Source organism: Enterococcus montenegrensis (genome assembly GCF_029983095.1).
Taxonomy (GTDB): Bacteria; Bacillota; Bacilli; order Lactobacillales; family Enterococcaceae; genus Enterococcus_C; species Enterococcus_C montenegrensis.
Genome location: NZ_CP120467.1, coordinates 1,071,983 through 1,098,471 on the forward strand (window position 1 = coordinate 1,071,983; position 26,489 = coordinate 1,098,471).

The window sequence follows — 26,489 nt, forward strand, 5'->3', positions numbered from 1 at the left end:
GGTGCTGTGCCTGTTCATGGACGGCCCCAGCCGGCCATGATGTCTCACCCCCCGTATCTAACAGGGGGGTACAAAAACATAAAAAATAAGCAAGTAATCATTAAGAATTACTGGTGTAGCAACGATATTAAGTAATTTGTATAGGTGTTAACTCATTTGAAAAAGTTAACACCTTGAATTTGGAGGTGAGAACTTGGCGCAACGAAATTTAGATTATCGGTTATTAAAAGACCGACGCAACGAATACGGCGTTTCACAAAATAAATTGGCTACGGCTTGCGGGCTTAGTCGTCCGTACTTAAACCAGATAGAAAATGGTGGTGTAACTGCTTCTGCAAAGACCATGAGAAAAATTTTTGACCAACTGGAAAGCTTCAATCCCGATTTGCCTTTGACGTTACTGTTTGACTATGTAAGGATTCGTTTCCCCACAACGAATGCACGAAAAATTATTCAAGAAATTCTTCATTTGAAATTTGAGTATATGCTTCATGAAGATTATGCCTTTTACTCTTATCAAGAACAATACATCATGGGAGATATTGTGGTGATGGTGTCTCATGAAGAAGATAAAGGTGTCCTTTTGGAATTAAAGGGTCGTGGTTGTCGACAGTTTGAAACCTTTTTACTCGCTCAAAAACGTAGCTGGTACGACTTTTTCGAAGATTGTCTAAAGGCCGGTGGCATGATGAAACGATTGGATTTAGCAATCAATGATCGAGTGGGCTTATTGGATATTCCTGAGTTAACGAAAAAATGTCAGAAGGAAGAATGTATCTCCTTGTTTCGTACCTTTAAAAGTTACCGTTCCGGGGAGTTGTTGAAAGCTGATGAAAAGGATGGTATGGGCAATACCTTATATATCGGCAGTCTCAAAAGTGAGGTTTACTTCTGTTTGTACGAAAAAGATTATGAACAATATATCAAGTTAGGGATTCCATTAGACCAAACTGAAACGAAAAATCGCTTTGAGATTCGACTGAAAAATGACCGGGCTTATTATGCGATTCAAGATTTGTTAAAAGGTCGTAGTATTGAAAGTACCACATTTTCTATTATCAATCGGTATTTGCGATTTGCGGATAAAGTGGAAGGAAAACGGCGAACTAACTGGCCCTTGAATGAACAATGGGGTCGTTTTATTGGTCGGAATCGGAAAGAGATTCAATTAACTTCTGAACCGAAACCGTATACCATTGAACGAACCTTGAATTGGCTAGGCCGACAAGTCGCCCCTACTTGGAAAATGGCTAAAGAATTAGATCGTTTGAATCAGACAACCTATATCCAGGATATGGTACAGAATGCACGGTTATCAGACCGGCACAAAAAAATTTTGGAGCAACAAAGTATGGCAATTGAAAATTTGATTATATGAAAAGAGAAATCGTCATGGGAATTGTAAAAGATATTTTTTTTGTATTTGGTGGCAGTATGCTTGGTGTTACTGTGATGTGCTTGATGCATGCAAGTGCAGCAGCAGACCGAGCAATGGAGAAGAAAGGAAAGTGATGAGATGAATTTCGGACAAAATTTATATCAATGGTTTTTAACCAATGCTCAATCTTTAGTCTTACTAGCGATTGTGGTCATTGGTTTGTTTTTAGGATTTAAGCGAGAGTTTTCCAAACTGATTGGCTTTTTGGTGATTGCTTTGATTGCGGTAGGTCTGGTCTTTAATGCTTCTGGTGTGAAGGATGTCTTACTCAATTTGTTTAACCGAATTGTCGGTGCCTGAGGGGGAATCACGATGGAACAGATGCGTGTGTATATTGCGAACCTTGGAAAATACAATGAAGGTGAGTTGGTGGGGGCGTGGTTTACCCCACCTGTCGATTTTGATGAAGTGAAAGAACGGATTGGATTAAATAATGAATACGAAGAGTACGCAATTCATGATTATGAACTGCCTTTTGAGCTTGATGAGTATACGCCAATTGAAGAGATTAATCGGTTGTGTGGCTTAGCGGAGGAACTAGAAGGAACGCCAATTGGTGAAGTTGCTTCTGAGATTCAACATGCCTTCTTCAATTCTTTCGAGGAAATGGTAGAGCATGTGGATGATATTGTTTGTTATCCCGATTGTAATGATATGAGTGATGTAGCGTATTATCTAATTACGGAATCAGGTGATTTTGGCGAAGTACCGGAACATTTGAAGACGTATATTGACTTTGATGCGTGTGGTCGAGATTTGGAGATTGGAGGGAATTATTTGGTTACGAGTCGTGGGGTTTTTGAGTATATTGCCTAAATGTATTTTTGGCAAGTTAGAAAAAAGACAGATCTTTTATCGGATCTGTCTTTAAGTATATTATTTATGCTACTTCTGGTGTGACTAATTCTGCTAATTTGGCTGCAACTTCTGTCATAGATTCATCGACAGTGCTTAGTCCATTTCTTGATCCTAGTAATGGACTAACTTCTCTTAAATCTTCAAAAGTAGTTTCATGGACTATAGGAATGAGTAAGTCCCTAGCCAACAAAGCGGAAAGTTCTTTATCTGCTACGCCAGCACCATTGATGCGCTTAAGAAATGAAGGGGTAACTAGCACTATACCCACTCGAGATTTCGCCAAACCCTTGTCAATTTCACGAAGAAGTGGAGAGCCAAGAAGAACATCTTTTTCACTAAACCATACGGTTACACCTTTTTCTTCTAATAAGTCATGTAATTCTTTGGCTGCAGTTTTGCGATCATCCCACGCATGACAAAGAAAAACATCGCGTAAGTCAGGTAGTTTGGCTCTCTCCTCATACTTGTTGCGGATTGGAGTAAGTGTCCGAATTTGGGACGGTGTATATAGGATAGTTGAACCAGGCGATGACCAACGTGCCTTCTTCGTACCTTTGCTACGATTGGAAACAGAATTTGTTGAGCGAGAATAAGTGGGAGAAGAAAAATATGATGGGTAGGAACTAAATCCTCGTGAACCCCCTCCACACACGGGGCATGCTGCTCTTCCGCTTGCTGTTCGATGCCCATTTACTGGTGCTGTACATCTTACCATTTTGTTACCTCCGAATTGAATTTTTTTAATTAATGTATGAGATATAGCTAGTAAACTGGGCATTCAAAGTGATACTACTTTTGTAATCTGCTTACGATCTAGTTTTTTGAATGTTTTCAAGTCAAAGTAGAATAAATTCTTACTCAAACTAAATCAGTTCATATTAGCGATTTATCTACGAGATTATATTATCACAAATAGTCCCAAAACGCACATTTTTGTCCCAGATTGTGTTATAATGATTCTGAAAGGATGTGATTATTTTGAAGAAGAAAAATGTTCTAAATCTAATCAAGTATCATTCTGAAAAAAATGAACTTCAATTTAGAAATGAATCAATGGAAATTGCAAGATATTTTGATCAGATTGGCGATCATCAATTAGCAGAATACATTATGAGTTTGGTATCAGATGCTAGTACGTTTGTTCCTCAAAATAACTCTTTTGAAAGTTTATTTTTAAAAGAAATAGAGATAAATACGGATCCACTCCCGCTACCAAAAGCAATAGCAGAAGATATAAAGGGAATAATCAATGCAGTGAATCATCGTGTAGGAATAAATAAATTTTTGTTTGAAGGCGCTCCTGGTACTGGAAAAACGGAAACGGTCAAACAAGTTGCAAGACTTTTGCAAAGAAGACTATATGTAGTGGAGTTCAGTGAATTAATCGATAGTAAAATGGGACAAACTGCCAAGAATGTTGCCGCCGTTTTTAACGAAATCAATAGAATGCCTTATCCATCAAATTCGTTAATATTATTTGATGAAATAGATGCCATTGCCTTAGACAGGGTTAATTCAAATGATTTAAGAGAAATGGGACGAGTAACATCTAGCATTCTAAAAGAACTAGACAAATTGAATGAAGATGTTGTTTTAATTGCTACAACAAATCTATTTGAAAATTTTGACAAAGCTTTAATTCGCAGGTTTGATTCTGTCATAGATTTTAATAGATATGAAAGAGAAGATTTAATTGAAATTGCAGAGAGCATTCTTAATTCACTACTTAAAAAATTTAAAAGTTCCGGTAGGAACATGAAACTCTTCAAGAAAATACTGGAAAATATGGATGAAATTCCCAATCCAGGTGAATTAAAAAATTTGATCAAAGTTTCTTTGGCTTTTAGTGATCCAAATAATCCATTTGACTATTTAAGAAGATTACTTAAGTCTGCAAAGAAATTATCTGGAGAATTCAATTTGGAAGATTTACAAAAATGGGGATTTACAGTTAGAGAAATAGAAGTGCTAACTGGAATTTCCAAAAGTCAAGTCTCACGAGAATTGAAAGGAGAGCAGTATGAATGACATTTTAAATTTGAAAGGTAGCTTTTCACAAAATGCTGGCAAACAACGTCCAGGAAGTCCAAAGTTACCAAAAAATACAACCATTCGTAGTGATCAAATTGAAGTTTTAATTCAAGACCTATTAGAAATGAAAGAATTCTGGCAAACGGAATTATTTTTAAATGGTTGCCTAGTCAGTGTTTACTATAACAAGATTGCTGCCAAGAGTAATCGAATTCAAGGATTTCTTTCCATAGGAAGCAAAATACCAAATTCATCAATTGTTGGCGCAAAATTTTCAGAAGGAAAGCCCAAACATATTATTACGCATTTTGTACCACTCAGTGTCGTTGAAGAAACCATTTCGGTAGCCCAAAAAGTTAAATTGATTTTAAATGAGGAGTTTAATGGCTCTACAAATGATGAAGAATTTAATGTCCCTAATCGATTCGATGCTATAGATTTTGAATCATATAATATTCCGAAAACCCGATTTCAGAAATATATCGTTGATACAGCATATGTCGAAAAATTTGATGTTGAACGAAGTGAGATAGAAGCAAAGCGAGCTTCTATTGTTACGTTATATGATACTGGTGAGGATACACAAGTTTTATTAAGTAAATTGGGCATCAAAGTTTTAAATGAACGGATCGTTGATCGTACGACGGTATTACTAGATCCAAATTACTTAGCCATTTTATTACAAAAAGCTCCCTACCTAATTGCCATGGCTACAGAAAATTTATCAGAGTTAGCGCCAAGTGACTTTTATGATTCGTATACTACCTCACAACTAATGATTCCTGATCCAACAAGTGAACCAACTATTGGTGTGATTGATACTTTGTTTGACAATCGAGTCTATTTCGGAAAATGGGTAGATTTTCATAATATGATTGATCCCAATATTCCAACCATTGATGCTGATTATAAACATGGAACTGCGGTTTCTTCGATTATTGTGGATGGACCGACAATTAATCCACAATTGGATGATGGTTGCGGCCGATTCAAAGTTCGTCATTTTGGTGTAGCGACAAATAAGGGATTTAACTCTTTTTCAATTATTCGTGCAATTAAAGAGATTGTTATCAGCAATCCAGACATTCATGTATGGAATTTATCACTAGGCTCTAATGAGGAAGTAAATGAAAATTTCATTTCTGCTGAGGGTGCGGTATTGGATCAACTTCAGTTTGAACATGATGTTATCTTTGTTATTGCGGGGACAAATAAGCAATCAAATGAAGGAGATAAAAGAATAGGTGCACCAGCAGATTCAATTAACTCTGTGATTGTGAATTCAGTAGACGCAAATAATAATTCTGCACCCTATTCAAGAAGAGGAATCGTGCTATCTTTTTTCACCAAACCAGATGTTAGTTATTTTGGAGGAACTACAGATGGATTTATGTTAGTCTGTGAACCGTTGGGACAAGCAAAAGTTACTGGAACATCTTATGCAGCTCCATGGATTGCGAGAAAACTATCTTATCTAATCGATATTATAGGTTTAAACAAAGAAATAGCGAAGGCGTTGCTAATTGATTCTGCGATTGGCTGGAATAACAATAATGACTTAAATGAGTTATCTTTAAAAGGGCATGGGGTTGTTCCAACTAGGATTGAGAATATTATTCATTCAATGGATGATGAAATCAAATTTGTGGTCTCCGGTGTATCTGAAAAGTATGATACGTATAATTATAATTTCCCGGTACCTATATACCAAGGTAAACATCCCTATGTGGCAAAGGCTACATTCTGCTACTTTCCAAAATGTTCCAGAAATCAGGGTGTAGATTATACGAACACTGAATTAGATTTATACTTTGGACGGTTTAACGATAAAGGAAAATTTGTTCCATTAAATAAGAATAATCAAAGTCTGGATGAGGAAGTACATTTCGTTTACGAAGAAGATGCACGGAAATTATTCAGAAAATGGGATAATGTCAAACACATTGGAGAAGTTTTGACTAATAGGACAAAAGGAAAAAAAGTATACAAAAATCCAATGTGGGGAATGAGTATTAAGACAAAAGAAAGATTAAATCCTCGTGATGGAGAAGGTATTCGTTTTGGAGTAGTTGTTACTTTAAAAGAAATTAACGGTGTAAATCGAATTGAAGACTTTATTCAGCAATGTAGCCTAAGAGGATGGATCGTCAATCGAGTAAATGTAGAAAACCAAATTGACATTTATCAAACTGCTGAAGAAGATATTCATTTTGATGTGTAAATCATATTATAAAAAAGTCTAGAAATAGGCTTTTTTTTATTGGAGTGAATCTAATGAAAAAAATAAAAAGCTATACCAGTATCTGGGCAGTTGAAAAAGTCATTTATGCAATTAATGACTTTCAGCTGCCTTTTCCTGTGACCTTTAACCAGATGGCTTGGTTTGTTTTATCCTTGCTGTTTGTCATCGTATTTGCCCATGTGCCTCCGCTGTCTATGATAGAGGGGGCCTTTTTAAAATACTTAGGCATACCAGTGGCGGTTACTTGGTTTATGTCGCAAAAGACCTTTGACGGTAAGAAACCATTGGGATTTTTACGATCCTTTATCAGCTATCACTTACGGTTTAAGGTCACTTTTGCAGGGAAGAAAGTCAAAGAACAAAAGAAACGATGGGATGAACCCATCACTCTTGTAAGGAGTGTGAACTATGTACCCGATTAAGTATATCGAAAATAATCTTGTGTTTAACCAAGAAGGCGAGTGTTTTGCCTACTATGAGTTAGTGCCTTACAATTACTCCTTTTTGTCACCTGAACAGAAGTATCAAGTACATGATAACTTTCGCCAATTGATTGCGCAAAACCGTGAAGGAAAGATCCAGGCTTTACAAATTGCTACAGAAAGCAGTATTCGTGCCACACAAGAGCGGTCGAAAAAGGAAATTACCGGTAGACTCAAAGAAGTAGCGAAACAACGGATTGACCTACAGACAGATGCATTAGTATCCATGATTGGCGATAGTCAGATTGATTATCGCTTTTTTATTGGCTTTAAATTGATTGCGACAGATGAAGAGGTCAATCTAAAGAATCTCAAGAAATCTTTCTTTTCTGGACTTCAAGAATTTGTCTATGGAGTGAATCATCATTTGATGGGCGATTTTGTTTCCTTATCCAATGAAGAAGTTCGCCGGTATACCAAGCTTGAAAAACTAATGGAAAGTAAATTGGCTCGAAGATTTAAAGTCAGACGAGTCACACCCAGTGATCTGACGTACTTGATTGAACATATCTATGGTGAAAAAGGTACACCGTTTGAAGAATATAAATTTCAGCTACCAAAGAAAAAGCTGAAGTCGGAAACTTTGGTGAAACGTTACGACTTATTACGTCCCAGTCGTTGTTTGATTGAAGAGAAACCACGGTACTTACGCATGGAACATGAAAATCATGAATCGTATGTAGCGTACTTAACAATCAATACGATTGTAGGAGAGATGGAGTTTCCTTCCTCAGAACTTTTCTATTACCAGCAACAACAATTTACCTTTCCGATTGATACTTCAATGAATGTGGAAATTGTGACGAATAAAAAGGCACTTGCTACTGTTCGCAATAAGAAAAAGGAACTGAAAGATTTAGACAACCATGCCTATCAATCTGATAATGAAACGAATTCCAATGTTTTAGATGCGTTGGATTCCGTAGATGAATTGGAAACCACCTTGGATCAGTCCAAAGAATCTATGTACAAACTGAGCTATGTGGTTCGAGTGAGTGCGGAATCAGTGGATGAATTAAAACGCCGCTGTGATGAAGTGCTCGATTTTTATGACGATACCAATGTAAAACTAGTCCGGCCCTTTGGCGATATGATGGGCTTACATGAAGAATTCTTACCTTCAAGCAAACGCTACATGAACGACTATATCCAGTATGTTACCTCTGATTTTCTCGCCGGTCTTGGTTTTGGCGCTACGCAGATGTTAGGTGAGTTAGAAGGTATTTACTTTGGTTACAATGTGGATACGGGGCGAAATGTCTACCTGAAACCGGCATTGGCTTCACAAGGGGTAAAAGGATCAGTTACCAATGCTTTGGCAGCTGCTTTCCTTGGTTCACTCGGTGGTGGCAAATCCTTTAGTAACAATCTCTTGGTCTACTATGCTGTTTTGTTCGGTGGGCAAGCTGTAATTGTTGATCCAAAAGGAGAACGCGGCGGCTGGAAAGAAACTTTGCCAGAAATTGCGAATGAAATCAATATTCTTAACTTAACTAGTAAGCCAGAAAATCAAGGGTTACTTGATCCCTATGTCATTATGAAGAAAAAGAAAGACTCGGAAAGTTTAGCAATTGATATCCTAACTTTTTTAACAGGGATTTCTAGTCGGGATGGGGAGAAGTTTCCTGTGTTACGCAAAGCCATTCGGACCGTTACCCAAAGTGATCAACGAGGATTATTACAAGTTATTCACGAACTTCGAAAAGAGGACTCTCCAGTCGCGGAAAATATCGCAGATCATATTGAATCTTTTACCGATTATGATTTTGCCCATTTGCTTTTCTCAGATGGTTCGATTACCCAGTCGATTAGTTTAGATAAGCAGTTAAATATCATTCAAGTGGCGGATCTGGTTTTACCAGATGCAGAAACGACTTTTGAAGAATACACCACCATGGAGTTACTAAGTGTCTCTATGCTTATCGTCATTTCCACTTTTGCCTTGGATTTTATCCATAGCAACCGAGAAATTTTCAAGATTGTGGACTTGGATGAGGCTTGGAGTTTTCTTCAAGTAGCACAAGGAAAGACTTTATCGAATAAGCTCGTTCGTTCTGGTCGGGCCATGAATGCCGGTGTTTACTTTGTCACGCAAAATAGTGACGATTTACTGGATGAACGCTTGAAGAATAATATCGGGTTGAAATTTGCTTTTCGAAGTACCGATATTCATGAAATCAAGAAAACCTTGGAATTCTTTGGCTTAGATCAAGAGGATGGAAGCAATCAAAAACGTCTGCGAGATTTGGAAAACGGTCAGTGTTTAATGCAAGACTTGTATGGTCGGGTAGGTGTGGTTCAAGTTCATCCAGTCTTTGAAGAACTTTTCCATGCTTTTGATACCCGTCCGCCGGTTCAAGAGAGAATGGAGTGAGGAGATGAAAAAGAAACTTTTTCGGATTGTGGGAGTGATCGCAATCAGTTTCTGCATCATGTTACTTCTTCTCAGTCTGATTGGAACGGTGGCCGAGGCAACAGGTTTGGTTGATGATACGGTGGAAGCCGGAAATCTTTATTCTCAATATTCTCTGAACAATTATCAACTGGATTTCTTTGTGGATAGTTCGTGGGATTGGCTGCCTTGGAATTGGGGTGATGGCTTAGGGAAGAGCGTGATGTATGGTCTTTACGCCATTACCAATTTCATTTGGACCGTTAGTTTGTATTTGTCGAATGCCACGGGCTATGTAGTCCAAGAAGCCTACAAGTTGGACTTCATTTCGGATACGGCTGAAAGTATTGGGAAGAATATCCAAACCTTAGCCGGCATTACCGAAAACGGATTACAGACATCAGGATTTTACTTTGGATTTCTATTATTAATGATTTTAGTTCTAGGAGTTTATGTGGCGTATACAGGTCTACTCAAACGAGAAACTACCAAAGCAGTTCGAGCCGTATTAAATTTTGTGATGATTTTTCTACTTTCAGGTTCGTTCATTGCGTATGCGCCCACCTATATCACAAAAATCAATGACTTTAGCTCAGATGTTAGTGAAGCGGCCCTTACCCTTGGAACTGAGATTGTCGTGCCGAATTCAGAAAGCCAAGGAAAGGATAGTGTGGATTTGATTCGGGATAGCTTGTTTTCGATTCAAGTCCAACAACCTTGGTTACTCTTGCAATTTGATGATTCCAACATAGAAGAAATTGGCGAAGATCGTGTTAACAAAATACTATCTGTGAGTCCGGATGAAAATAAGGGCAAGGATCGGGAAGAAGCGGTCAAGGCAGAGATTGAAGACAATGACAATGCGAATTTAAGTATTACCAAGACCATGAACCGTTTAGGAACCGTGGTCTTTTTGGTGCTGTTCAATATTGGCATATCCTTCTTTGTCTTTCTCCTGACGGGGATTATGTTGTTCTCGCAAATTCTCTTTATAATCTTTGCGATGTTTCTACCAATTAGTTTCTTATTGTCCATGTTGCCGACTTATGAAAGTTTGGGCAAGAAGGCGATTATTCGCTTATTTAATACGATTATGATGCGAGCGGGCGTTACTTTGGTGATTACAACTGCATTTAGTATTTCTACTATGTTTTTCAATATCTCAGCCACTTATCCCTTCTTCATGGTAGCATTTCTACAAATTGTGACCTTTGCCGGCATCTATTTCAAATTGGGTGACATTATGAGCATGTTCAATCTTCAAAGTAATGATAGCCAATCAATGGGAAGACGGGTTATGCGAAAACCGCAAATGTTGATGAACCGTAAATTGCGGCAAATTAATCGAAATGTGGGACGAACTTTAGCTTTTGGTGGAGGTGCAGCAGTCGGAAATAAGTTGGCAAAGGAACAATCAAAATCCAAATTTAAGCCATCAGGTCCTTCTCTCCGAAAAAATTCACGATTACCTAACGATTACGAGGTACCATCTGACTTGAATAAGGAAAAGCCAATTCCAAATAATAAGAAACAATCTCGAATGAATTTAGCCGGGAGAAAAGTCGGCAAGGTTCTGGATACCCAAGCTTTGGTGAAAGATAAGACCAAACAAGTAAAGGATCAGGTAAAGAATACGCCAACCAACTTGAAATACAATCTCCATAAAGGAATTGAAAAGACGAAAAAAGCACCAGAAGAATTCAAGCGTGGACTTGTCCAAGAAAAAGCAAATCGAGCGGAGTTGCGAGAAAAACAACGGCAACGTAGAGATGAAAAAATGGCTGAAAAACGAAAAGTTTTGGACGAAGCAACAAACCATCAAAGAAAAAGAAGGACGAATGTTCCGATAGACAAAGTAACTCTACCTCAAAAAGATAGGACGCCGAAAAAAGAAGCGCCAAAGCGGATTGTGAGAGCGAATTCGAATCCTGAAATCAAACGAAAACTAACTAGTCAAGAAATCATTTCAAAAGGGAAAAGCCAATCAGCAAGTAAGAAAAATTCTTTACAACAAGTGAAACAGAGGTCTACTCTTCCAAAGCGGACCAATCAAAAAGTACAAAAAAGAATGAACCATCTAAAGCCAAGGTCAGGTGAGAAAAAATGAACTTGAAGAAAGTGGGTGTTATTTCATTAACTTTTCTGACCATCTCTTTTATAGGTATTTTGATGTGTGTAGGTTTGTTGTTTGGGGAAGACAGTGAGGGAAGCGGAAGTTCAGGTGCTTCTCCTGGGGGTAGTAGTGTCTCAGAAGAGGTTTTGAAACACCGTTCAATGGTGGAAAAGTATGCCAAAGAATCAGATATAGCAGAGTATGTCCCGATTCTTTTGGCGATTATTCAAGTGGAATCTGGCGGCACAATGGAAGATGTTATGCAAAGTTCGGAGTCAGCCGGTTTACCACCGAATTCATTAAGTACCGAGGCATCCATCAAACAAGGGTGTCTCTATTTTTCGACTTTGGTTAAGCGTTCCAAAGAGCTAGGGTGTGATCAAGACAGTATCATTCAGGCCTATAACTATGGTGGCGGGTATCTGGATCATGTCGCAAAAAACGGGAAGAAACATAGTTTTGCTTTAGCTGAATCTTTTTCAAAGGAAAAATCGGGCGGTCAAAAAGTCGATTATCCCAACCCAATAGCGATTAAGGAAAATGGTGGGTGGCGGTATAACTATGGCAATATGTTTTATTGCTTGTTGGTGAAACAATATCTGAACACGACACAGTTTGATGATAAAACCGTCCAAGGAATTTTTGACGAGGCGTTTAAGTATGAAGGAACAGCCTATGTATTTGGTGGATCAAGTCCTGAAACTGGGTTTGATTGTAGTGGTTTAACTCAATGGTGTTATGCCAAAGTTGGTCTGAAACTCCCACGGGTGGCTCAAGATCAATATGATGCCATGACTCATATTGATTTAAAAGATGCCAAACCAGGCGATTTGGTTTTCTTTCATTCAACTTATGATGCCGGTACTTACGTGACTCATGTTGGTATTTATGCAGGAGAGAACAGAATGTTTCATGCGGGCAATCCGGTGGGATGGACGAATCTAACAGAAAGCTATTGGCAGCAGCATCTTATCGGGGCCGGTCGATACAAATAAAAGAAAAGAGGAATAAAGATGAAGATAAAAATTGAACGAAATCAAAAGGAAAAGACCCCAAAAAAGAAGAAAGAACGAGTCGTATCCGTGGGCAAGCATCGAAAAATGGTACTTGCCCTTTGGCTTTTATTGTCTTGTAGTATTGCTTTTGGAATCTACAAAAATTTCACCGCCATTGATCAACATACAACTCATGAAAAAGTGGTAGTGAAAGAGAAGGTAGTGAATACTTCTGGCGTTGAAAGTTTTACGAAGGATTTTGTGAAAGAATATTTTTCCTGGAAGAATAATAAAGAAGTAATTGAAAAGAGAATGAGTACTCTTGGACAATATCTTACAGAAGAAGGTCTCGCTTTGAGTCAAGATATGGTTCGAGCGGATATTCCCACTAGTTCTGAAGTTCAATCAGTAAAAATTCTAGATGTAGAAAAACACTCAGAAGAATTTACCGTTTCATTTTTAGTGGAGCAAAAGATTATGGAGGGAAAAAAGGCACAAGCTATTTCTTCTGCTTATCGACTGACAATTTTTGAAGATGAAAATGGGAATCATGTTGTAACGAGTTTGCCTACTATGATTGCAAAACCTGATAAGGCAAAGTACGAGACAAAACAAGTAGAAAGTGATTCAGAAATTGATGCCAAAACCACAGAAGAAATCACGGAGTTTTTAGAGATATTTTTCAAGCTTTATCCAACAGCATCGGAAAAAAAACTTGAGTATTATGTTGAAAGTAATGTGATTCAACCGATTAATACAAATCTTAATTTTGTAGAAATAACTAATCCCATTTATTTTGAAACAAAGGATTCGGTTCGAGTAAAAGTCATAGTGAAATATCTCGATGATGTTGAAAAGGTGACTCATGATTTCCAATATAACTTATTGTTATCTAAAGGAGAAAACTGGAAGATTACCAATTGCGAATAACGTTCTAAGAGGAGTGCAAAAAGTATATAGGTAACCAATTATTGTAAACTTGTACAATATGTCGTAGTTGAGGCATAATAAAGAAGTAGTTGTATTAACGATTTCGATAAAGTCCTTGAAATATGATAACGACAATTTATCAACAGTAGAATTTTATCTAATTAAAAAATAATTATCTATTGCACAGATACTACTTAAATCTTTTCCTAGGGAGGTGAAATAATGTTATTACGACAAATGCGTTATTTTGTTTCGGTGGTTGAGAATAATAGATTTACAGAAGCAGCTGAACAGGAATTTATCTCGCAATCTGCAATCTCTCAACAAATTCAATCATTAGAAACAGAATTGGGCACAGAATTATTTATTAGACAGCATCGAAAATTTCGTTTAACTTCTGCTGGGGAATATTTCTATCAAGAGAGCCGGCAAATATTGAGTCGAATTGATCGAATTATTTTGGAAACCCAAAGAATTGGAAGTGATGATGAGGCTCATCTCAGAATTGGCTATTTACAAGTTTATGGAGGACCTGTTTTACATCAAGCGATTACCGAATTTTCAGAGATTTATCCTGAAGTAGTGATTGATTTGATCCATGGGACACATGAGGAACTTTATCAAGAGTTGCTCCAACAAACAGTTCATTTGGTTTTGAGTGATCAAAGAAGGGCTTTTTCAAAAGACTATGTCAATCTTGAACTCATTCAGCCAACAACGTTTATTGAGATTTCGCGGCGTAATCCTTTAAGCAAACAAGAAGTAATAAATGTAGAAGATCTTTCAGAAATTCCTTGTATCTTGATAACTTCGAAAGATCAATTGGAGCATGAAGAAGCCTTTTATAAGGATACCTTAGGATTTTCAAATCAGTTCATTTATGCTGGAAATCTGGAAGAAGCTCGTTTGATGGTTGCTAGTAATCGTGGATTTTTACCACTTGAAAAAATTGGTTCTCAACCATCACCACTTTCAGCGACGACTAGAATTCCTGTTCAAAAAGCTGGTAAACCGATTACCCGAAAATATTGTGCGTTTTGGAAAAAAGAAGGTACCAACTATTATGTAGAAGAATTTGCTAGAATGTTAAAGAAAAATATTCAAGATAATACTAAACAGGGTCTTTCGTGATGAAAGGCTCTGTTTTTTTCATTAGTTTTACTTATCCATGGAATAAGTAAGTGAAATTGTTTCCTCTTTCAAAAAAAGTAGAATATATAGTGAGGAGAGGATATTAATGACTATTAGTCAACAAGCACAGCACTATCATGAAAAAATGTTTCCTGGTTATCAATCAGATTTTTTACGAACAGATCCAGAATTTATCGAACGTTTTGATAATTTTGCTTTTGATACCGTCGTAAAGCAAGATGGTCTTAATGGTCAGACACGCTTTATCGCTATTCTAGCTAGTTTAGTGGGGTGTCAAGGAATTGATGAGTTTAAAGCGATGCTTCCTGCAGCAATGAATTTTGGAGTAACAGCAGTCGAAATTAAAGAAATCGTCTATCAAGCCGTCGCTTATTTAGGAATTGGCCGGGTTTTCCCCTTTCTGAAAGTAATGAATCTTTTTTTTGAAGAGGTAAATATCTCTTTGCCACTTGTAAGTCAATCAAACACTAAAGTTGAAGATCGCCTAAAAGCCGGCGAAGAAGCACAAATTGCTATTTTTGGTGAAAGTATGAGAGGTTTCTCAAGTCAAGGTTCTGATGAAAGTCAACACATCAATCAGTGGTTGGTAGAAAATTGTTTTGGTGATTATTACACAAGAAGTGGCTTAGATTATCGTAAACGAGAGCTGATTACCTTACCCGTTGTGCTAGTTAATTTTAAAAACAGAAAATAAAATAGCTTTGCGATAGAATAAGCTCAAAACTACCAGGAAATGAGTGAATATTCTATGCAAAGCCAATTACAGAATACCCAATTTTATCCAGAAGTACAAACAACTTATCATACAATTTTAGAGAAAGTTGAAGAACTATACCTAAAATTTATCCCCGATACAATTCGTCTTCGACGAAATATTAACCAACAAAAACAAGCGGATACGGTGATCATTTCAAAGATTATTTTTGGGTTGATGATAGGATTTCCAAGTCAATCCGGCACGTATCGGGCAATTTGTGCATTTTTATATCCTTCTTCTGCTTTTCCTAGTAGAACAATGTATAGTAGGTTTTGTGGAGGATTAAAGACTGCCTTAAAAATCATTCGATATGAATACGTCAATTCACTAGACAATAAAGCAAGATATGCCGTGATAGACAGTTTTCCTTGCCCCTTATGTGCAACGATTCGTAATAGACGAGCAAAACTTTTCTCTGAGATTGCCAACATTGGCTACAATGCAACAAAAGATCTCTATTATTACGGATTTAAAATTAGTTTGAGTGTTGATTCTAAAGGATTTCCTATTGCTTATGAAGTAACTTCGGCTTCCATTCACGATGTGAATATGGCCTATGATCTAGTTGAACAAGCTCCGAACAAACAGATATTGGCGGATAAAGGCTGCGTTAGTACAAAATTGAAGCAGGCTTGTCACGCCATCGGCGTAGATTTATGGACTCCTTCAAAGAAAAATCAGAAAGCAAATGATACTATCGACAACAGCTTATTAAGGAAATTTCGGAAGAAAGTAGAAACCGTTATTTCCAGTTTAAGTTTAATAGGTGTTCAAAACTTTAAAAATCGCTCTCTAGCGGGGTTTGAAGCACGTTTAGAAGCAATTCTATTAACCTATAGCTTTATGCTGAAAAAGGCGCAGGTCAGCGTTTCTGGAACACTTAGATATTCACTTGGTCGTTTTTAAAATTAACTAGCACAACGGGTTTTACTATATACACAGAATCAACACACCGAATAATTGATATAATCAGTTTATTCACTGTATTTAATATTGAGAAGGGACACGTGTATATGAAAAAACTCGACTTATCCCTTACTATCCGTTTAATTGAAAAACAAGATTTACCAATGTTATGGGCAATTAGCTATGGCCCAGCTGCTGATCTTAGTTGGATGGCATATGATGGTCCATATTTTAACAACCCCGTACTTTCGTGGGATGCATTCGTTACCGGATGGGGAGGAGAATCTGTCGAAAATCCTCATCGTGGGCTGATAGAATATCAAAATCAGCCAATTGGAATGGTCACTGCCTATTGGGAAGATGGCCCTTTAAACAATTGGTTGCAGTTTGGCATCGTCATTTACTCCTCATCTTTATGGGGAAAAGGGATTGCTACGACAGTCATTCCACAATGGATTACTTATCTATTCAATTTACATCCCCAAGTGCAACGCGTTGGTTACCGAACTTGGTCTGGTAATCATGGTATGATGAAGGTCGGTGAAGCCTGTGGCCTAACACTGGAAGCGCGCATTCGTAAAGTTCGTTTTACACAGGACAGATATTTTGATTCGCTGGAATACGGCGTATTGCGTGATGAGTGGTTAAATCAATAAAAAACTATCCACGACACTGATTTGCTTAATCCAACAATTCTAGTTTGGAAAGTTATCTGTCGTGCATAGTTTTTATTTTTTTCTAATTTTCATTGTCTTCTTCACGGGCATATTTTTGCTTTATTTTTTCCGCATCTTTTTCAACCATCAGTCCATCTCTAATTTCAATAATCCGGTCACAGTACTGGACCAAGCGAATATCGTGTGTCACCATGATGATCGCTTTGTTTTTTTCCTTTGATTCTTTAGCCAAAATTTCTACAACTTCAAAAGCTCGGTCTGAGTCCAAGCTAGCGGTTGGTTCATCTGCCAAAATAATTGTAGGATCATTATATAACGCACGTGCAATCGCCACACGCTGACGTTCTCCGCCTGACAATTCCTCTGGATATTTTTTTACCAACTTAGAAACTCCTAGTTGATCAAATAATTTATCTTTTGATAAGTGCTGTTCCTTGCTACTAATTTTATCGACCAATTTCAGCTGATTTTCGACACTTAAAAACGGAATCAAATTTGAAGCTTGCAAGATAAAGCCAATTTTTTTAAACCTCAACTTGGCCCGCGTTTTTTCTTTTTCTTCACTAAAGTTTTCACCGTTGATTTTAACTTGCCCCTCAGTAGGTGACTGTAGTCCCCCTGCAAGCGTAAGAAAGGTACTTTTTCCTGAACCAGAAGGGCCAATTATTGCGACAAATTCGCCTTTTTCAACTTTGAAATTTGTTGTTTTTAATGCTTCGATTGTTGTGTCGCCATCTTTGAACTGTTTTTTAACATCAATGAATTCTATTGCGCTCACACTATCACTCCTAACCTATCGCCTTTAGAGGATCGATCTTTACAATCGTCCTAACTGAGAATAACGCACCTGAAACTGCGAACAATAGCATCAAAATACTAACACCTATCACAAATAAGTAATTATTTTGATACGGAACCGCGGCTGGCAATAGAAAAGATGTCAAAATACTTGTTAAAGCACCTATTACAACACCCACAAAAGCCAATAAGAATGTTTGAACAATGACAGATTTAGCAATGTAGCCGCTCGAAATTCCTTGTGCCTTCATGACGCCAAATATTTTTTGCTTTTGCATGGTCAAGACATACACAAAAATACCAATAACAATTGCCGCAATAACAATAAGAAACCCAATCATAAAGCCAAAAGTAAGTACTTGTGCACTGTACCCTGGTAAATCATTGATGAAATTGCCCACTGAAATTTTTTCTAAATCATCAGGATATGCGGCAAGGGGTCCCCTAATCACAATGCCGTTGATTCGCGCATTCTCACTCGTATCCTCTTTTTCAAAGCGAATTTCTTGAAACGCATTAATGCTCGTGTATAACACTGGTGAAACGCTAAATTTTGCATTTTCTGTAAAACCAACTACTGTGAGCTTTTTTTCATTCCCAGAAAGCGAAAGCTCATCACTTATTTTAATGCCGTATTGCTCCTTCACACTACTATCAGCAACCACTTCATCATTTGAAGCAAACATCTTTCCCTCAACTATTTTAGGTGCTAAGAAGCTGTCTGTCTCAATCCCAAAAAAACTAACGTCAATTTTTTCATTATCTTCTGAAGAATTGTCAACGATTACGCCAGGTGTTTGTGCAAGTAAGGCTTTATTTTTGGCATCTACATTGTCTAATTCCTTTCTGGCAATCATTGACATATTTAAATTTGAATTGGCTTCTTTACTCAATAAAATCGTATCTGCCTGCCATTTATCAATAGCTGTTCGATTGTCTTGTGCAAGTCCATAAGCAAGTCCTGTCAAGAAAAACACCAAATAGGCGATTAAGAACATTACGCCCATTATCAAGCTATATCTTAATTTAGCATGTTTTATTTCATTCCAAGCTAAAAACATATTGTCACCTCTACTAAAAAATGTTTATTTATACACGCATAATAACATAACCACAACCCGTTGTGCTAGTTAATTTTAAAAACAGAAAATAAAATAGCTTTGCGATAGAATAAGCTCAAAACTACCAGGAAATGAGTGAATATTCTATGCAAAGCCAATTACAGAATACCCAATTTTATCCAGAAGTACAAACAACTTATCATACAATTTTAGAGAAAGTTGAAGAACTATACCTAAAATTTATCCCCGATACAATTCGTCTTCGACGAAATATTAACCAACAAAAACAAGCGGATACGGTGATCATTTCAAAGATTATTTTTGGGTTGATGATAGGATTTCCAAGTCAATCCGGCACGTATCGGGCAATTTGTGCATTTTTATATCCTTCTTCTGCTTTTCCTAGTAGAACAATGTATAGTAGGTTTTGTGGAGGCTTAAAGACTGCCTTAAAAATCATTCGATATGAATACGTCAATTCACTAGACAATAAAGCAAGATATGCCGTGATAGACAGTTTTCCTTGCCCCTTATGTGCAACGATTCGTAATAGACGAGCAAAACTTTTCTCTGAGATTGCCAACATTGGCTACAATGCAACAAAAGATCTCTATTATTACGGATTTAAAATTAGTTTGAGTGTTGATTCTAAAGGATTTCCTATTGCTTATGAAGTAACTTCGGCTTCCATTCACGATGTGAATATGGCCTATGATCTAGTTGAACAAGCTCCGAACAAACAGATATTGGCGGATAAAGGCTGCGTTAGTACAAAATTGAAGCAGGCTTGTCACGCCATCGGCGTAGATTTATGGACTCCTTCAAAGAAAAATCAGAAAGCAAATGATACTATCGACAACAGCTTATTAAGGAAATTTCGGAAGAAAGTAGAAACCGTTATTTCCAGTTTAAGTTTAATAGGTGTTCAAAACTTTAAAAATCGCTCTCTAGCGGGGTTTGAAGCACGTTTAGAAGCAATTCTATTAACCTATAGCTTTATGCTGAAAAAGGCGCAGGTCAGCGTTTCTGGAACACTTAGATATTCACTTGGTCGTTTTTAAAATTAACTAGCACAACGGGTATTACCTTTTGTTTCTTAATGTCCCAAGGCGGATGTGAACCACAATTGATTTCTCACGCATCGGCTAATATCCGGATTGGGAATGACAAAAGTTTTTTGATTGGAGTACTATCTACTTTGATTCCTTACGTGGGGGTATCCGAGAGTATTGAATGGATTGAACTGTGTAAATGAAGCGACAAAATAATGGAGGTCTGATAAAAATGAACAAAAAAGTATGGTTAATTACTTGTGTGAGTAGTGGCTTTGGTTATGAACTGACGAAACAATTATTGGCGAAAGGCGAAATTGTTAAGATCACCAACAGCTATGCACCAAAAAAAACTGAAGTGAGTGTCAAGAAAGCTTGGGATGACAAAGATAACCAAGACGGTGTTCGCCCAGAAAGTATTAAAGTTCAACTTTATGCGGGGGATAAAAAGGTCGGCGAAGAAGTCGAATTGAATGCAGCCAACGAATGGACCACGACTTGGAAAGATCTTGACTTGAAAGATAAGGGTCAAACGATTGACTATACGGTCAAAGAAGTTGGCGAAACAAATGGCTACAAAGTAGAAGTTACTGGAAATGCCAAAGACGGTTATACATTGACTAACAGCCACACCCCAGCAACAGTTGATATTTCTGGCACGAAGACTTGGGAAGACAATGATAATCAAGATGGCAAACGCCCAAAGGCAATCACAGTTCGTTTGTTAGCAGATGGTAAAGAAGTAGATAGTAAAGAAGTGACCGCAGAAACCAATTGGACCTATGAATTCACTGGTTTGGATAAATATAAATCTGGTAATGAAATCAGGTATACGATTCAAGAAGTTTCTGTACCAGAATATTCATCTGAAGTTGAAGAATTTGATGTGACCAATACGCATACACCTGGAAAGACCAGTGTCAATGTGGTCAAAGCCTGGGATGATGCCGATAATCAAGATGGAGTCCGTCCAGATCAAATTAAAGTTGTCTTAGTTGCTGATGGTGTAGTAACTGATCAAGTGAAAACATTGAATGCAGCGAATCATTGGCAAGCAAGCTTTGCTGATCTTGATGAATACAAATCAGGTAAGAAAGTCACTTATGAAGTGCAAGAATTAGCTGTTGAAGGTTATGAATCAGTGATCAGTGGTGATGCTAGCAAAGGTTTTGTTATTACTAACAGCCACACCCCAGCAACAGTTGATATTTCTGGCACGAAGACTTGGGAAGACAATGATAATCAAGATGGTAAACGTCCAGATGTCATCACTGTTCATTTGTTGCAAGGTACAGAAGTTGTGAAGACAGTTAAGGTCACTGCAGACAATGACTGGAAATATGAATTCAAGAACATGCCAAAATTTGAAAATGGAGAAAAAATCCAATATAGTGTTGTCGAAGATAAGGTAGAGGATTACTCTTCTTCTATCAAAGGCTTTGATATTACCAATAGTCATACACCTGGTAAAGAAAAAGTCAATGTCACGAAAGTTTGGAAAGATGATGATGATAAAACGGGAGTTCGCCCAGACAGCATTACTTTCAAACTTCTGGCAGATGGCAAAGAAACAGGTAAGACATTGAAATTGAGTGCCAAATCAAACTGGCAAGGAAGCTTTGAAGACTTGGATGTTTATAATAACGGGAAAGAAATCAACTACACCATTGAAGAATCACAAGTGAAAGGTTATGTTTCCAATATTCAAAAGATCGGAAACACCACTACTTTTGTTGCAATAAATACACTATTACCAACAAAAGAGAAGAAACCTGGCCCTGGTGGCAACAAATCAGGATCTGACAATAAACCTAGTAGTTCAGGTCGATTTCCACAAACCGGAGAAACTTCTGACTGGTTCATTTCGATGATTGGGTTACTGTTGATCGTTACTGCAGGTGCGATTTACTTGTTGAAATACAAAAGAAAAGCTTAATCAATCTAATTGGAAAGATCTCTTTTCTTTGTCAATAAGGACTGATGAGTTGTGCAAAATCAAATGGCTCTTTGTCAACTAGTGTTGTTTAGCAATTTCCTTATAATTAAGAAGGACTTCGGTTCTTCTTTTTTTGTTAACATTAAAGGAAGTATATCTTTTTGAAAGGATAAGAAAGCCTATGCGACAAGGTTCTTATCCCTTTCATTTGTCTGATTTCTCGGTAAAATAAGCCAATGAAAAAGAATCTTCTTCAAGCCATTTTTTTGATGAACATCAAAATTGGCATCGCTTTTTAGAACGGTATGGGCGACGAATTCGTCCAATTATTAAGAAGGAAGTAAAAAAGTTCCGTGATTGTGGAGGTCTTCGAAAAAGGTATCGTTTACTCGTTTGCGAAGTGTGTCACAATGAAAAACTCATCCCGTTGCGTGGTAAAGGAAAATTCTATCCGAGCTGTCCAATGGGAGAAAGCCAAAAATAGTCGAAAGTAACTGCAAATGATTTATTTCGAGTAGTTCATCGACATGTGATATTTATGATTTATGATTGATTAAGGATTCAGAGATAATTTTTTAATTGAAGAATATCGAGAAGAATTATTAAAAAGGTATATTTTATAATAAACTTAGCCACTTCATAAAATAAAAAACATCATTACCCAATTTCATGTATTATTGAAGTTCCCACACAATCAATAAAGGATGAATTGTCCTGAGGATTTCACATATTTAAGCAAAGGCAAACACCTTAAGTATCAGGAATGAAAAAAATCGAAGCTTGGAAATAACGTGACCGACAGCTATCCAATCGTGCAATTGCAAAATTACTCGAACGGCTCCTCAAACAATTCATACTGAAGTAAAAAACGGTACGGTCCGTCAAATTAAACGTCAAGTTCAAAAAGGAAAAACCTATGGCTATGAGCCCTTCGTTTATTCCGCCGATGCTGGTCAGGCTTCTTATGAAAGAGCTCAAGTAAACTGTCGCAGACAACCGAAATGGGTTGCAGCCCCAGACTTCATGGCGTATGCTGATCATCAGATGAAGAAAGAAAAGTATTCACCCGATGTCCATGTGGGACGTGCAAAAAAACTGAACTTATTTCCCCATGAAGAGATTCCTTGCACGACAACGCTGTACAACTATATTGATCTTGGCTTAATGGAAACAAAAAATATTGACCAGCATCTCAAGATTCGGCGGAAAACCAACAAATCGCGAAACAGACGAAACAAAAACATTTTTGGCGATCTGATCGAGAAACGACCGGATATGGTGGATAAACGGGAATGCTTCGGCGCTTTATCTCGAAGGGAACACGTATGGAACATGTATCCCTATCATTGATACGGCGTGTCCAAGACTGGATGAACACGTTACCAAGAAAAATATTAGGCTACGCCACTCTCCCCGTGAGTGTTTACTTGAAGAGATGTCGAAACTTGCGCTCACTGCCATGCCCGAGCTCATTTTCAAGCGCATGCTAGATAGTGTTTAAAATAGAATAACTAGTGAATTTCAATAAGTTGCTAAGTTCTACTTGAAATTTGCGTCTTATATATATAACAAATTTATGAAAAGCAAGATAAGATATTAGCTTTAACTGTTTGTGAGGCGTATAGACAATTCCTGTCTGTATGCCTTTTTTATTTTGAAAAAAATTTAGTTTTTTCGAAAAATGCTCACTCCCAAATTGTAGTAATAATGGAAAGGGATAGAAGTAAAACGAGTTGAATGAATTTTTTGAGGAGGAAAATTTATGGGCGACTCAGGGGAAACCCACATTCGACACGCGTTTGACAGTTTTTGTAAGAAAGTAGTCCGCAACGAGGCATTAAACATTCAAAAGAAATACGCTAGATTTCGCCAACGTCAAATCTCAATGGAGATATTGAAACAAAAAGGACTGGATACAGAGTTTTATTATTCAGAACCAAATATGAATGGTAGTGGTAGCTTTATTGTCCTAGGTATAAAGATTTTTATTTCAAATGAGGAGTTGGCAAATGCGATTGCAGCATTACCTAGCGTAAGACAAGAAATCATTTTGATGTCCTTTTTCATCGGTCTCAATGATCGGGAAATTGGCGATATTATTGGGAAAAGTCTCGGCAGTGTTTGGTACCAACGACAAGTGGCCTTGGAAGAGTTAGGAAAGTATTTGGGTGGCAATTATGAAGCAAAATAAACGATATATACCGTTTATACCAGTAGCTACTATTGAAGCCGCAGTCTCTGGTGATTCAATCGCCATGTCCATCGTTCTGTCAAAATATCAAAATTATATATCACGATTAGCCATGAAACCTGTCTATGAAGAAGAAAAAGGAATGGTTATGTACGTAGATGAATATATGCGTAGACAACTGGAAACGAAATTGATTGAGAAGATACTTGAATTTGACACAACTCGTTAAAGTATTTTTTCCCTTTCCTTTTCATTCTATGGAAGTTTTTTATCGGTTTAAAATAAAGGATTTCCATAGGCTGAAAATAGCCTAACGCTCTTTGATAAGTGAATAGTAAATCTATCAGTACATGTAGATTACGATTTTCTAGTAACGCCATGATTGGATTATCCTTTGAGCGACAAATTTAATATAAAAATCATAACTACGATAATGAGACTTCCGTAACCAAATTGGCCCGCCATTACTGGGGGGAGGTGAAATTCCTATGTGCTTTGGCAAAGCAGCTGATAGATTAGAATACTTTCGAATTGATTCTGATTGCTAAAAAAAGAAATAGCAAGTTAATTTACTTGTGTATAGTATGTACTATTTTAATAGGAAGGAATTGAACTTTCTGATGAAACTTACTAAAGATGAAGAGTTAGAGACCGAATGGACTAACAAAAAAGGGTTAATGAAAAGATATGAACATCTGAATGTCAATACTCTGAGTCATTGGTTGATGGAGATGAGAAGAAGTAGAGATTTTAGAAAATATGTCATTAACCCGACTCCAAAATTGGTTTGGATAAATATTAATGGATTTCATGAATTTTTAAAATATAAGCAAAGGACCAATTACCGTTAAGTCGCTGTATAAAGAAAGTTGGTGTGATAAAATAGTGACTGGAGGAGATCTATTACATGCTTTTACAATCAATATCACACCAACTTATAGGAGTGATTTGAGATGGCATCACATGTAAAATTACCAAGTGGAAATTATCAATGTATTAGCCGATATACTAATCCTTTAACGGGAAAGAGAACGAAAATTACTCTGACTTATTCTGGCAGCACTCGGAAGGCTCAAAGAAATGCTGAACGTGAATTAGAAGACAAGATTGATCGAATTTTAGAAGAATATGAATATGCCCAACCAGATAGAATATTACGTTTCTCTCAACTTGTAGAAAAATGGCTTGAGCATTGGCGATTCGGAGTTAATGAAAGAACAGTAGAACGAGAAATTTTAGTGATTCGAAGAGTGAATGAATTAATTGATGGTGACGTTTTAGTTGAAAGTATCACACCATTATTACTCGAAAAATTGTTAACTGATTATCAAAAAAGATACGATAGTTCATATTCTACGATGATTCATATTAAGAGTACCTTAAATAAAATTTTTCGATATGCAGTAAAACATCGTATTTTAGTTTATTCTCCCATGTCTGTTGTCGAGTTGAATTTACCTCGAGAAAAGAAAATGGAACCCAAAATAAGAAGAAAGTTAAAATATCTCGAACCACATGAGCTAAATGCTTTTCTAACAGAGGTTAAGAAATCGGTGAATCCAGTTTATTACCATCTTACTTTGTTCTTAGTGAATACTGGACTTCGAATTGGAGAGGCAGGAGCTTTAACAGTAGATGATGTCGATTTTGAAAATCGGAGAATAACAGTCACAAAAAATCTAGTTCAAACTGGCAAAGGAAAATTTGAGTATGGCCCACCAAAAACAGAAGAATCTGAACGGATAGTCGGATTGTCCCAGGTAGCTTTGAAAAGTTTAATTGCTGCTATGGAAAAAAGTAAACAGCTAGATAAGAGATATCAAATAAAGCCTTGGAAATCATATGTCCAAACAGACTCAATATTTAGAACGTTAAACGGTGCGCCAGTTACTTCCAAATCCTACCGAACGTTTATTCATAGGATTCAAGATGATTTAAGAGAAAATTGCGAAAGTAAGTATGGGTTTAAGTGGGTTAAAAATATAACTCCTCACTCTTTTAGGTTTATTAATATTACTTACTTAAAGGATAGTGAGGGGGTTGATCCAAAATCAATCCAATCTCATGTGGGACATACAGATTTGAGAACTACAATGAACGTTTATGCTCAAACTTCAAATAAAGGTACAACACGAATTGTAAATGCTCTTGATCATTGGCTAGATAAAGACAATCCACTTGATTTTTATCCGGAGGTTTTCTGTAGTGAATATTCAACTAGGCTCAATAAGATTTTGAGAGAAAATATAGATAAAGATGTAATCGAGTTTACTCTCGAAGATTTTAAAAGAGCTTTAGGAATTCCCCCCGAATACCAAACTAGACACTTAAAGAATAACATTATTCAGAAGATGATTAGTGATTTGAGTGAAGAATGGCAAGCATTTGATATTGAAACAATTTATGGTAAAATGCGAAAGATACTAGGTTACAAGATAACGTATGGAAACAATCTGGTGTTGAAGCACAATCTTTAAA

23 protein-coding genes and 2 pseudogenes are annotated in these 26,489 nt (G+C 37.0%); 22 read left to right on the forward strand and 3 right to left on the reverse strand.

The window, feature by feature from the left end:
* Positions 1 to 193 precede the first annotated feature (193 nt).
* The 4 genes from mobT to P3T75_RS05315 are packed head-to-tail and all read left to right on the forward strand — an operon-like array spanning position 194 to position 2,254.
* Positions 194 to 1,378, forward strand: coding sequence for a MobT family relaxase (gene mobT, locus P3T75_RS05300; protein WP_282462387.1), 1,185 nt, complete (start codon positions 194 to 196; stop codon positions 1,376 to 1,378).
* Positions 1,375 to 1,512: a DUF3789 domain-containing protein gene (locus tag P3T75_RS05305; RefSeq protein WP_282462388.1), complete on the forward strand. Its 138-nt coding sequence runs from the start codon at positions 1,375 to 1,377 to the stop codon at positions 1,510 to 1,512. Before mobT ends, P3T75_RS05305 begins: the two co-directional genes overlap by 4 nt.
* A 4-nt stretch (positions 1,513 to 1,516) precedes the next feature.
* Positions 1,517 to 1,738 carry a hypothetical protein gene (locus P3T75_RS05310; RefSeq protein ID WP_002298822.1) on the forward strand — a complete coding sequence of 74 codons (222 nt, stop codon included), beginning with the start codon at positions 1,517 to 1,519 and terminating at the stop codon, positions 1,736 to 1,738.
* A gap of 12 nt (positions 1,739 to 1,750) precedes the next feature.
* Entirely contained in the window at positions 1,751 to 2,254 is a 504-nt protein-coding gene (locus P3T75_RS05315) for an antirestriction protein ArdA (protein ID WP_282462389.1), read from the forward strand.
* A 64-nt stretch (positions 2,255 to 2,318) separates the two neighbouring features.
* On the opposite strand, the gene P3T75_RS05320 is transcribed toward P3T75_RS05315, so the two are convergent.
* Positions 2,319 to 2,948 carry a toll/interleukin-1 receptor domain-containing protein gene (locus P3T75_RS05320; protein WP_282462390.1) on the reverse strand — a complete coding sequence of 210 codons (630 nt, stop codon included), beginning with the start codon at positions 2,946 to 2,948 and terminating at the stop codon, positions 2,319 to 2,321.
* Between the two features lie 326 nt (positions 2,949 to 3,274).
* Between P3T75_RS05320 and P3T75_RS05325 the strand changes: the two genes are divergently transcribed.
* The 11 genes from P3T75_RS05325 (at position 3,275) to P3T75_RS05375 (ending at position 16,952) form a co-directional block, all read left to right on the forward strand.
* A complete protein-coding gene (locus tag P3T75_RS05325; protein WP_096922326.1) occupies positions 3,275 to 4,324 on the forward strand; it encodes an ATP-binding protein in 1,050 nt (349 codons plus the stop codon).
* Entirely contained in the window at positions 4,317 to 6,548 is a 2,232-nt protein-coding gene (locus P3T75_RS05330) for a S8 family peptidase (protein ID WP_033787962.1), read from the forward strand. The genes P3T75_RS05325 and P3T75_RS05330 overlap by 8 nt, the downstream gene beginning before the upstream one ends.
* Before the next feature lie 53 nt (positions 6,549 to 6,601).
* Positions 6,602 to 6,991 (forward strand): conjugal transfer protein, encoded by a 390-nt coding sequence (locus P3T75_RS05335; protein ID WP_002297349.1) that lies wholly within the window; start codon positions 6,602 to 6,604, stop codon positions 6,989 to 6,991.
* Complete coding sequence (tcpF, locus tag P3T75_RS05340) at positions 6,978 to 9,425, forward strand: conjugal transfer ATPase TcpF (protein ID WP_282462391.1); 2,448 nt, start codon at positions 6,978 to 6,980, stop codon at positions 9,423 to 9,425. Before P3T75_RS05335 ends, tcpF begins: the two co-directional genes overlap by 14 nt.
* A 4-nt stretch (positions 9,426 to 9,429) precedes the next feature.
* Positions 9,430 to 11,550, forward strand: coding sequence for an FUSC family protein (locus P3T75_RS05345; protein WP_282462392.1), 2,121 nt, complete (start codon positions 9,430 to 9,432; stop codon positions 11,548 to 11,550).
* Positions 11,547 to 12,551, forward strand: coding sequence for a bifunctional lytic transglycosylase/C40 family peptidase (locus tag P3T75_RS05350; protein ID WP_282462393.1), 1,005 nt, complete (start codon positions 11,547 to 11,549; stop codon positions 12,549 to 12,551). The genes P3T75_RS05345 and P3T75_RS05350 overlap by 4 nt, the downstream gene beginning before the upstream one ends.
* An 18-nt stretch (positions 12,552 to 12,569) precedes the next feature.
* A complete protein-coding gene (locus P3T75_RS05355) occupies positions 12,570 to 13,481 on the forward strand; it encodes a conjugal transfer protein (protein WP_282462394.1) in 912 nt (303 codons plus the stop codon).
* 222 nt (positions 13,482 to 13,703) lie between these two features.
* A complete protein-coding gene (locus tag P3T75_RS05360; RefSeq protein ID WP_282462395.1) occupies positions 13,704 to 14,612 on the forward strand; it encodes a LysR family transcriptional regulator in 909 nt (302 codons plus the stop codon).
* A 106-nt stretch (positions 14,613 to 14,718) separates the two neighbouring features.
* Positions 14,719 to 15,327, forward strand: a complete 609-nt coding sequence (locus tag P3T75_RS05365) for a carboxymuconolactone decarboxylase family protein (protein ID WP_282462396.1) — start codon at positions 14,719 to 14,721, stop codon at positions 15,325 to 15,327.
* A gap of 54 nt (positions 15,328 to 15,381) precedes the next feature.
* Positions 15,382 to 16,296: an IS982 family transposase gene (locus P3T75_RS05370; RefSeq protein WP_230340914.1), complete on the forward strand. Its 915-nt coding sequence runs from the start codon at positions 15,382 to 15,384 to the stop codon at positions 16,294 to 16,296.
* Between the two features lie 107 nt (positions 16,297 to 16,403).
* On the forward strand, positions 16,404 to 16,952 hold the full coding sequence (locus P3T75_RS05375; RefSeq protein ID WP_097638565.1) for a GNAT family N-acetyltransferase: 549 nt from the start codon (positions 16,404 to 16,406) through the stop codon (positions 16,950 to 16,952).
* A gap of 82 nt (positions 16,953 to 17,034) precedes the next feature.
* Here P3T75_RS05375 and P3T75_RS05380 read toward each other — a convergent pair whose 3' ends face one another.
* Entirely contained in the window at positions 17,035 to 17,751 is a 717-nt protein-coding gene (locus P3T75_RS05380; RefSeq protein WP_282462397.1) for an ABC transporter ATP-binding protein, read from the reverse strand.
* Positions 17,752 to 17,761: 10 nt separating this feature from the next.
* The gene (locus P3T75_RS05385) at positions 17,762 to 18,832 is read right to left on the reverse strand and encodes an ABC transporter permease (protein ID WP_282462398.1); all 1,071 of its coding nucleotides are present in this window, start codon (positions 18,830 to 18,832) and stop codon (positions 17,762 to 17,764) included.
* Between the two features lie 146 nt (positions 18,833 to 18,978).
* Here P3T75_RS05385 and P3T75_RS05390 point away from each other — a divergent pair, with 146 nt between their 5' ends.
* The 7 genes and pseudogenes from P3T75_RS05390 (at position 18,979) to P3T75_RS05425 (ending at position 26,488) form a co-directional block, all read left to right on the forward strand.
* Positions 18,979 to 19,893: an IS982 family transposase gene (locus P3T75_RS05390; protein WP_230340914.1), complete on the forward strand. Its 915-nt coding sequence runs from the start codon at positions 18,979 to 18,981 to the stop codon at positions 19,891 to 19,893.
* Between the two features lie 223 nt (positions 19,894 to 20,116).
* Complete coding sequence (locus P3T75_RS05395) at positions 20,117 to 21,820, forward strand: Cna B-type domain-containing protein (RefSeq protein ID WP_282462399.1); 1,704 nt, start codon at positions 20,117 to 20,119, stop codon at positions 21,818 to 21,820.
* A gap of 236 nt (positions 21,821 to 22,056) precedes the next feature.
* A pseudogene (locus P3T75_RS13585) lies at positions 22,057 to 22,364 on the forward strand (transposase zinc-binding domain-containing protein); the annotation flags it as partial.
* Between the two features lie 160 nt (positions 22,365 to 22,524).
* Positions 22,525 to 23,321 (forward strand): annotated as a pseudogene (locus P3T75_RS13590) (transposase).
* Positions 23,322 to 23,582: 261 nt separating this feature from the next.
* Positions 23,583 to 24,011: an RNA polymerase sigma factor gene (locus tag P3T75_RS05410; RefSeq protein WP_230340909.1), complete on the forward strand. Its 429-nt coding sequence runs from the start codon at positions 23,583 to 23,585 to the stop codon at positions 24,009 to 24,011.
* Positions 23,998 to 24,240, forward strand: coding sequence for a helix-turn-helix domain-containing protein (locus P3T75_RS05415; protein WP_002335627.1), 243 nt, complete (start codon positions 23,998 to 24,000; stop codon positions 24,238 to 24,240). Before P3T75_RS05410 ends, P3T75_RS05415 begins: the two co-directional genes overlap by 14 nt.
* 724 nt (positions 24,241 to 24,964) lie before the next feature.
* Positions 24,965 to 26,488, forward strand: coding sequence for a tyrosine-type recombinase/integrase (locus P3T75_RS05425; RefSeq protein WP_230340908.1), 1,524 nt, complete (start codon positions 24,965 to 24,967; stop codon positions 26,486 to 26,488).
* Position 26,489: the final 1 nt, after the last annotated feature.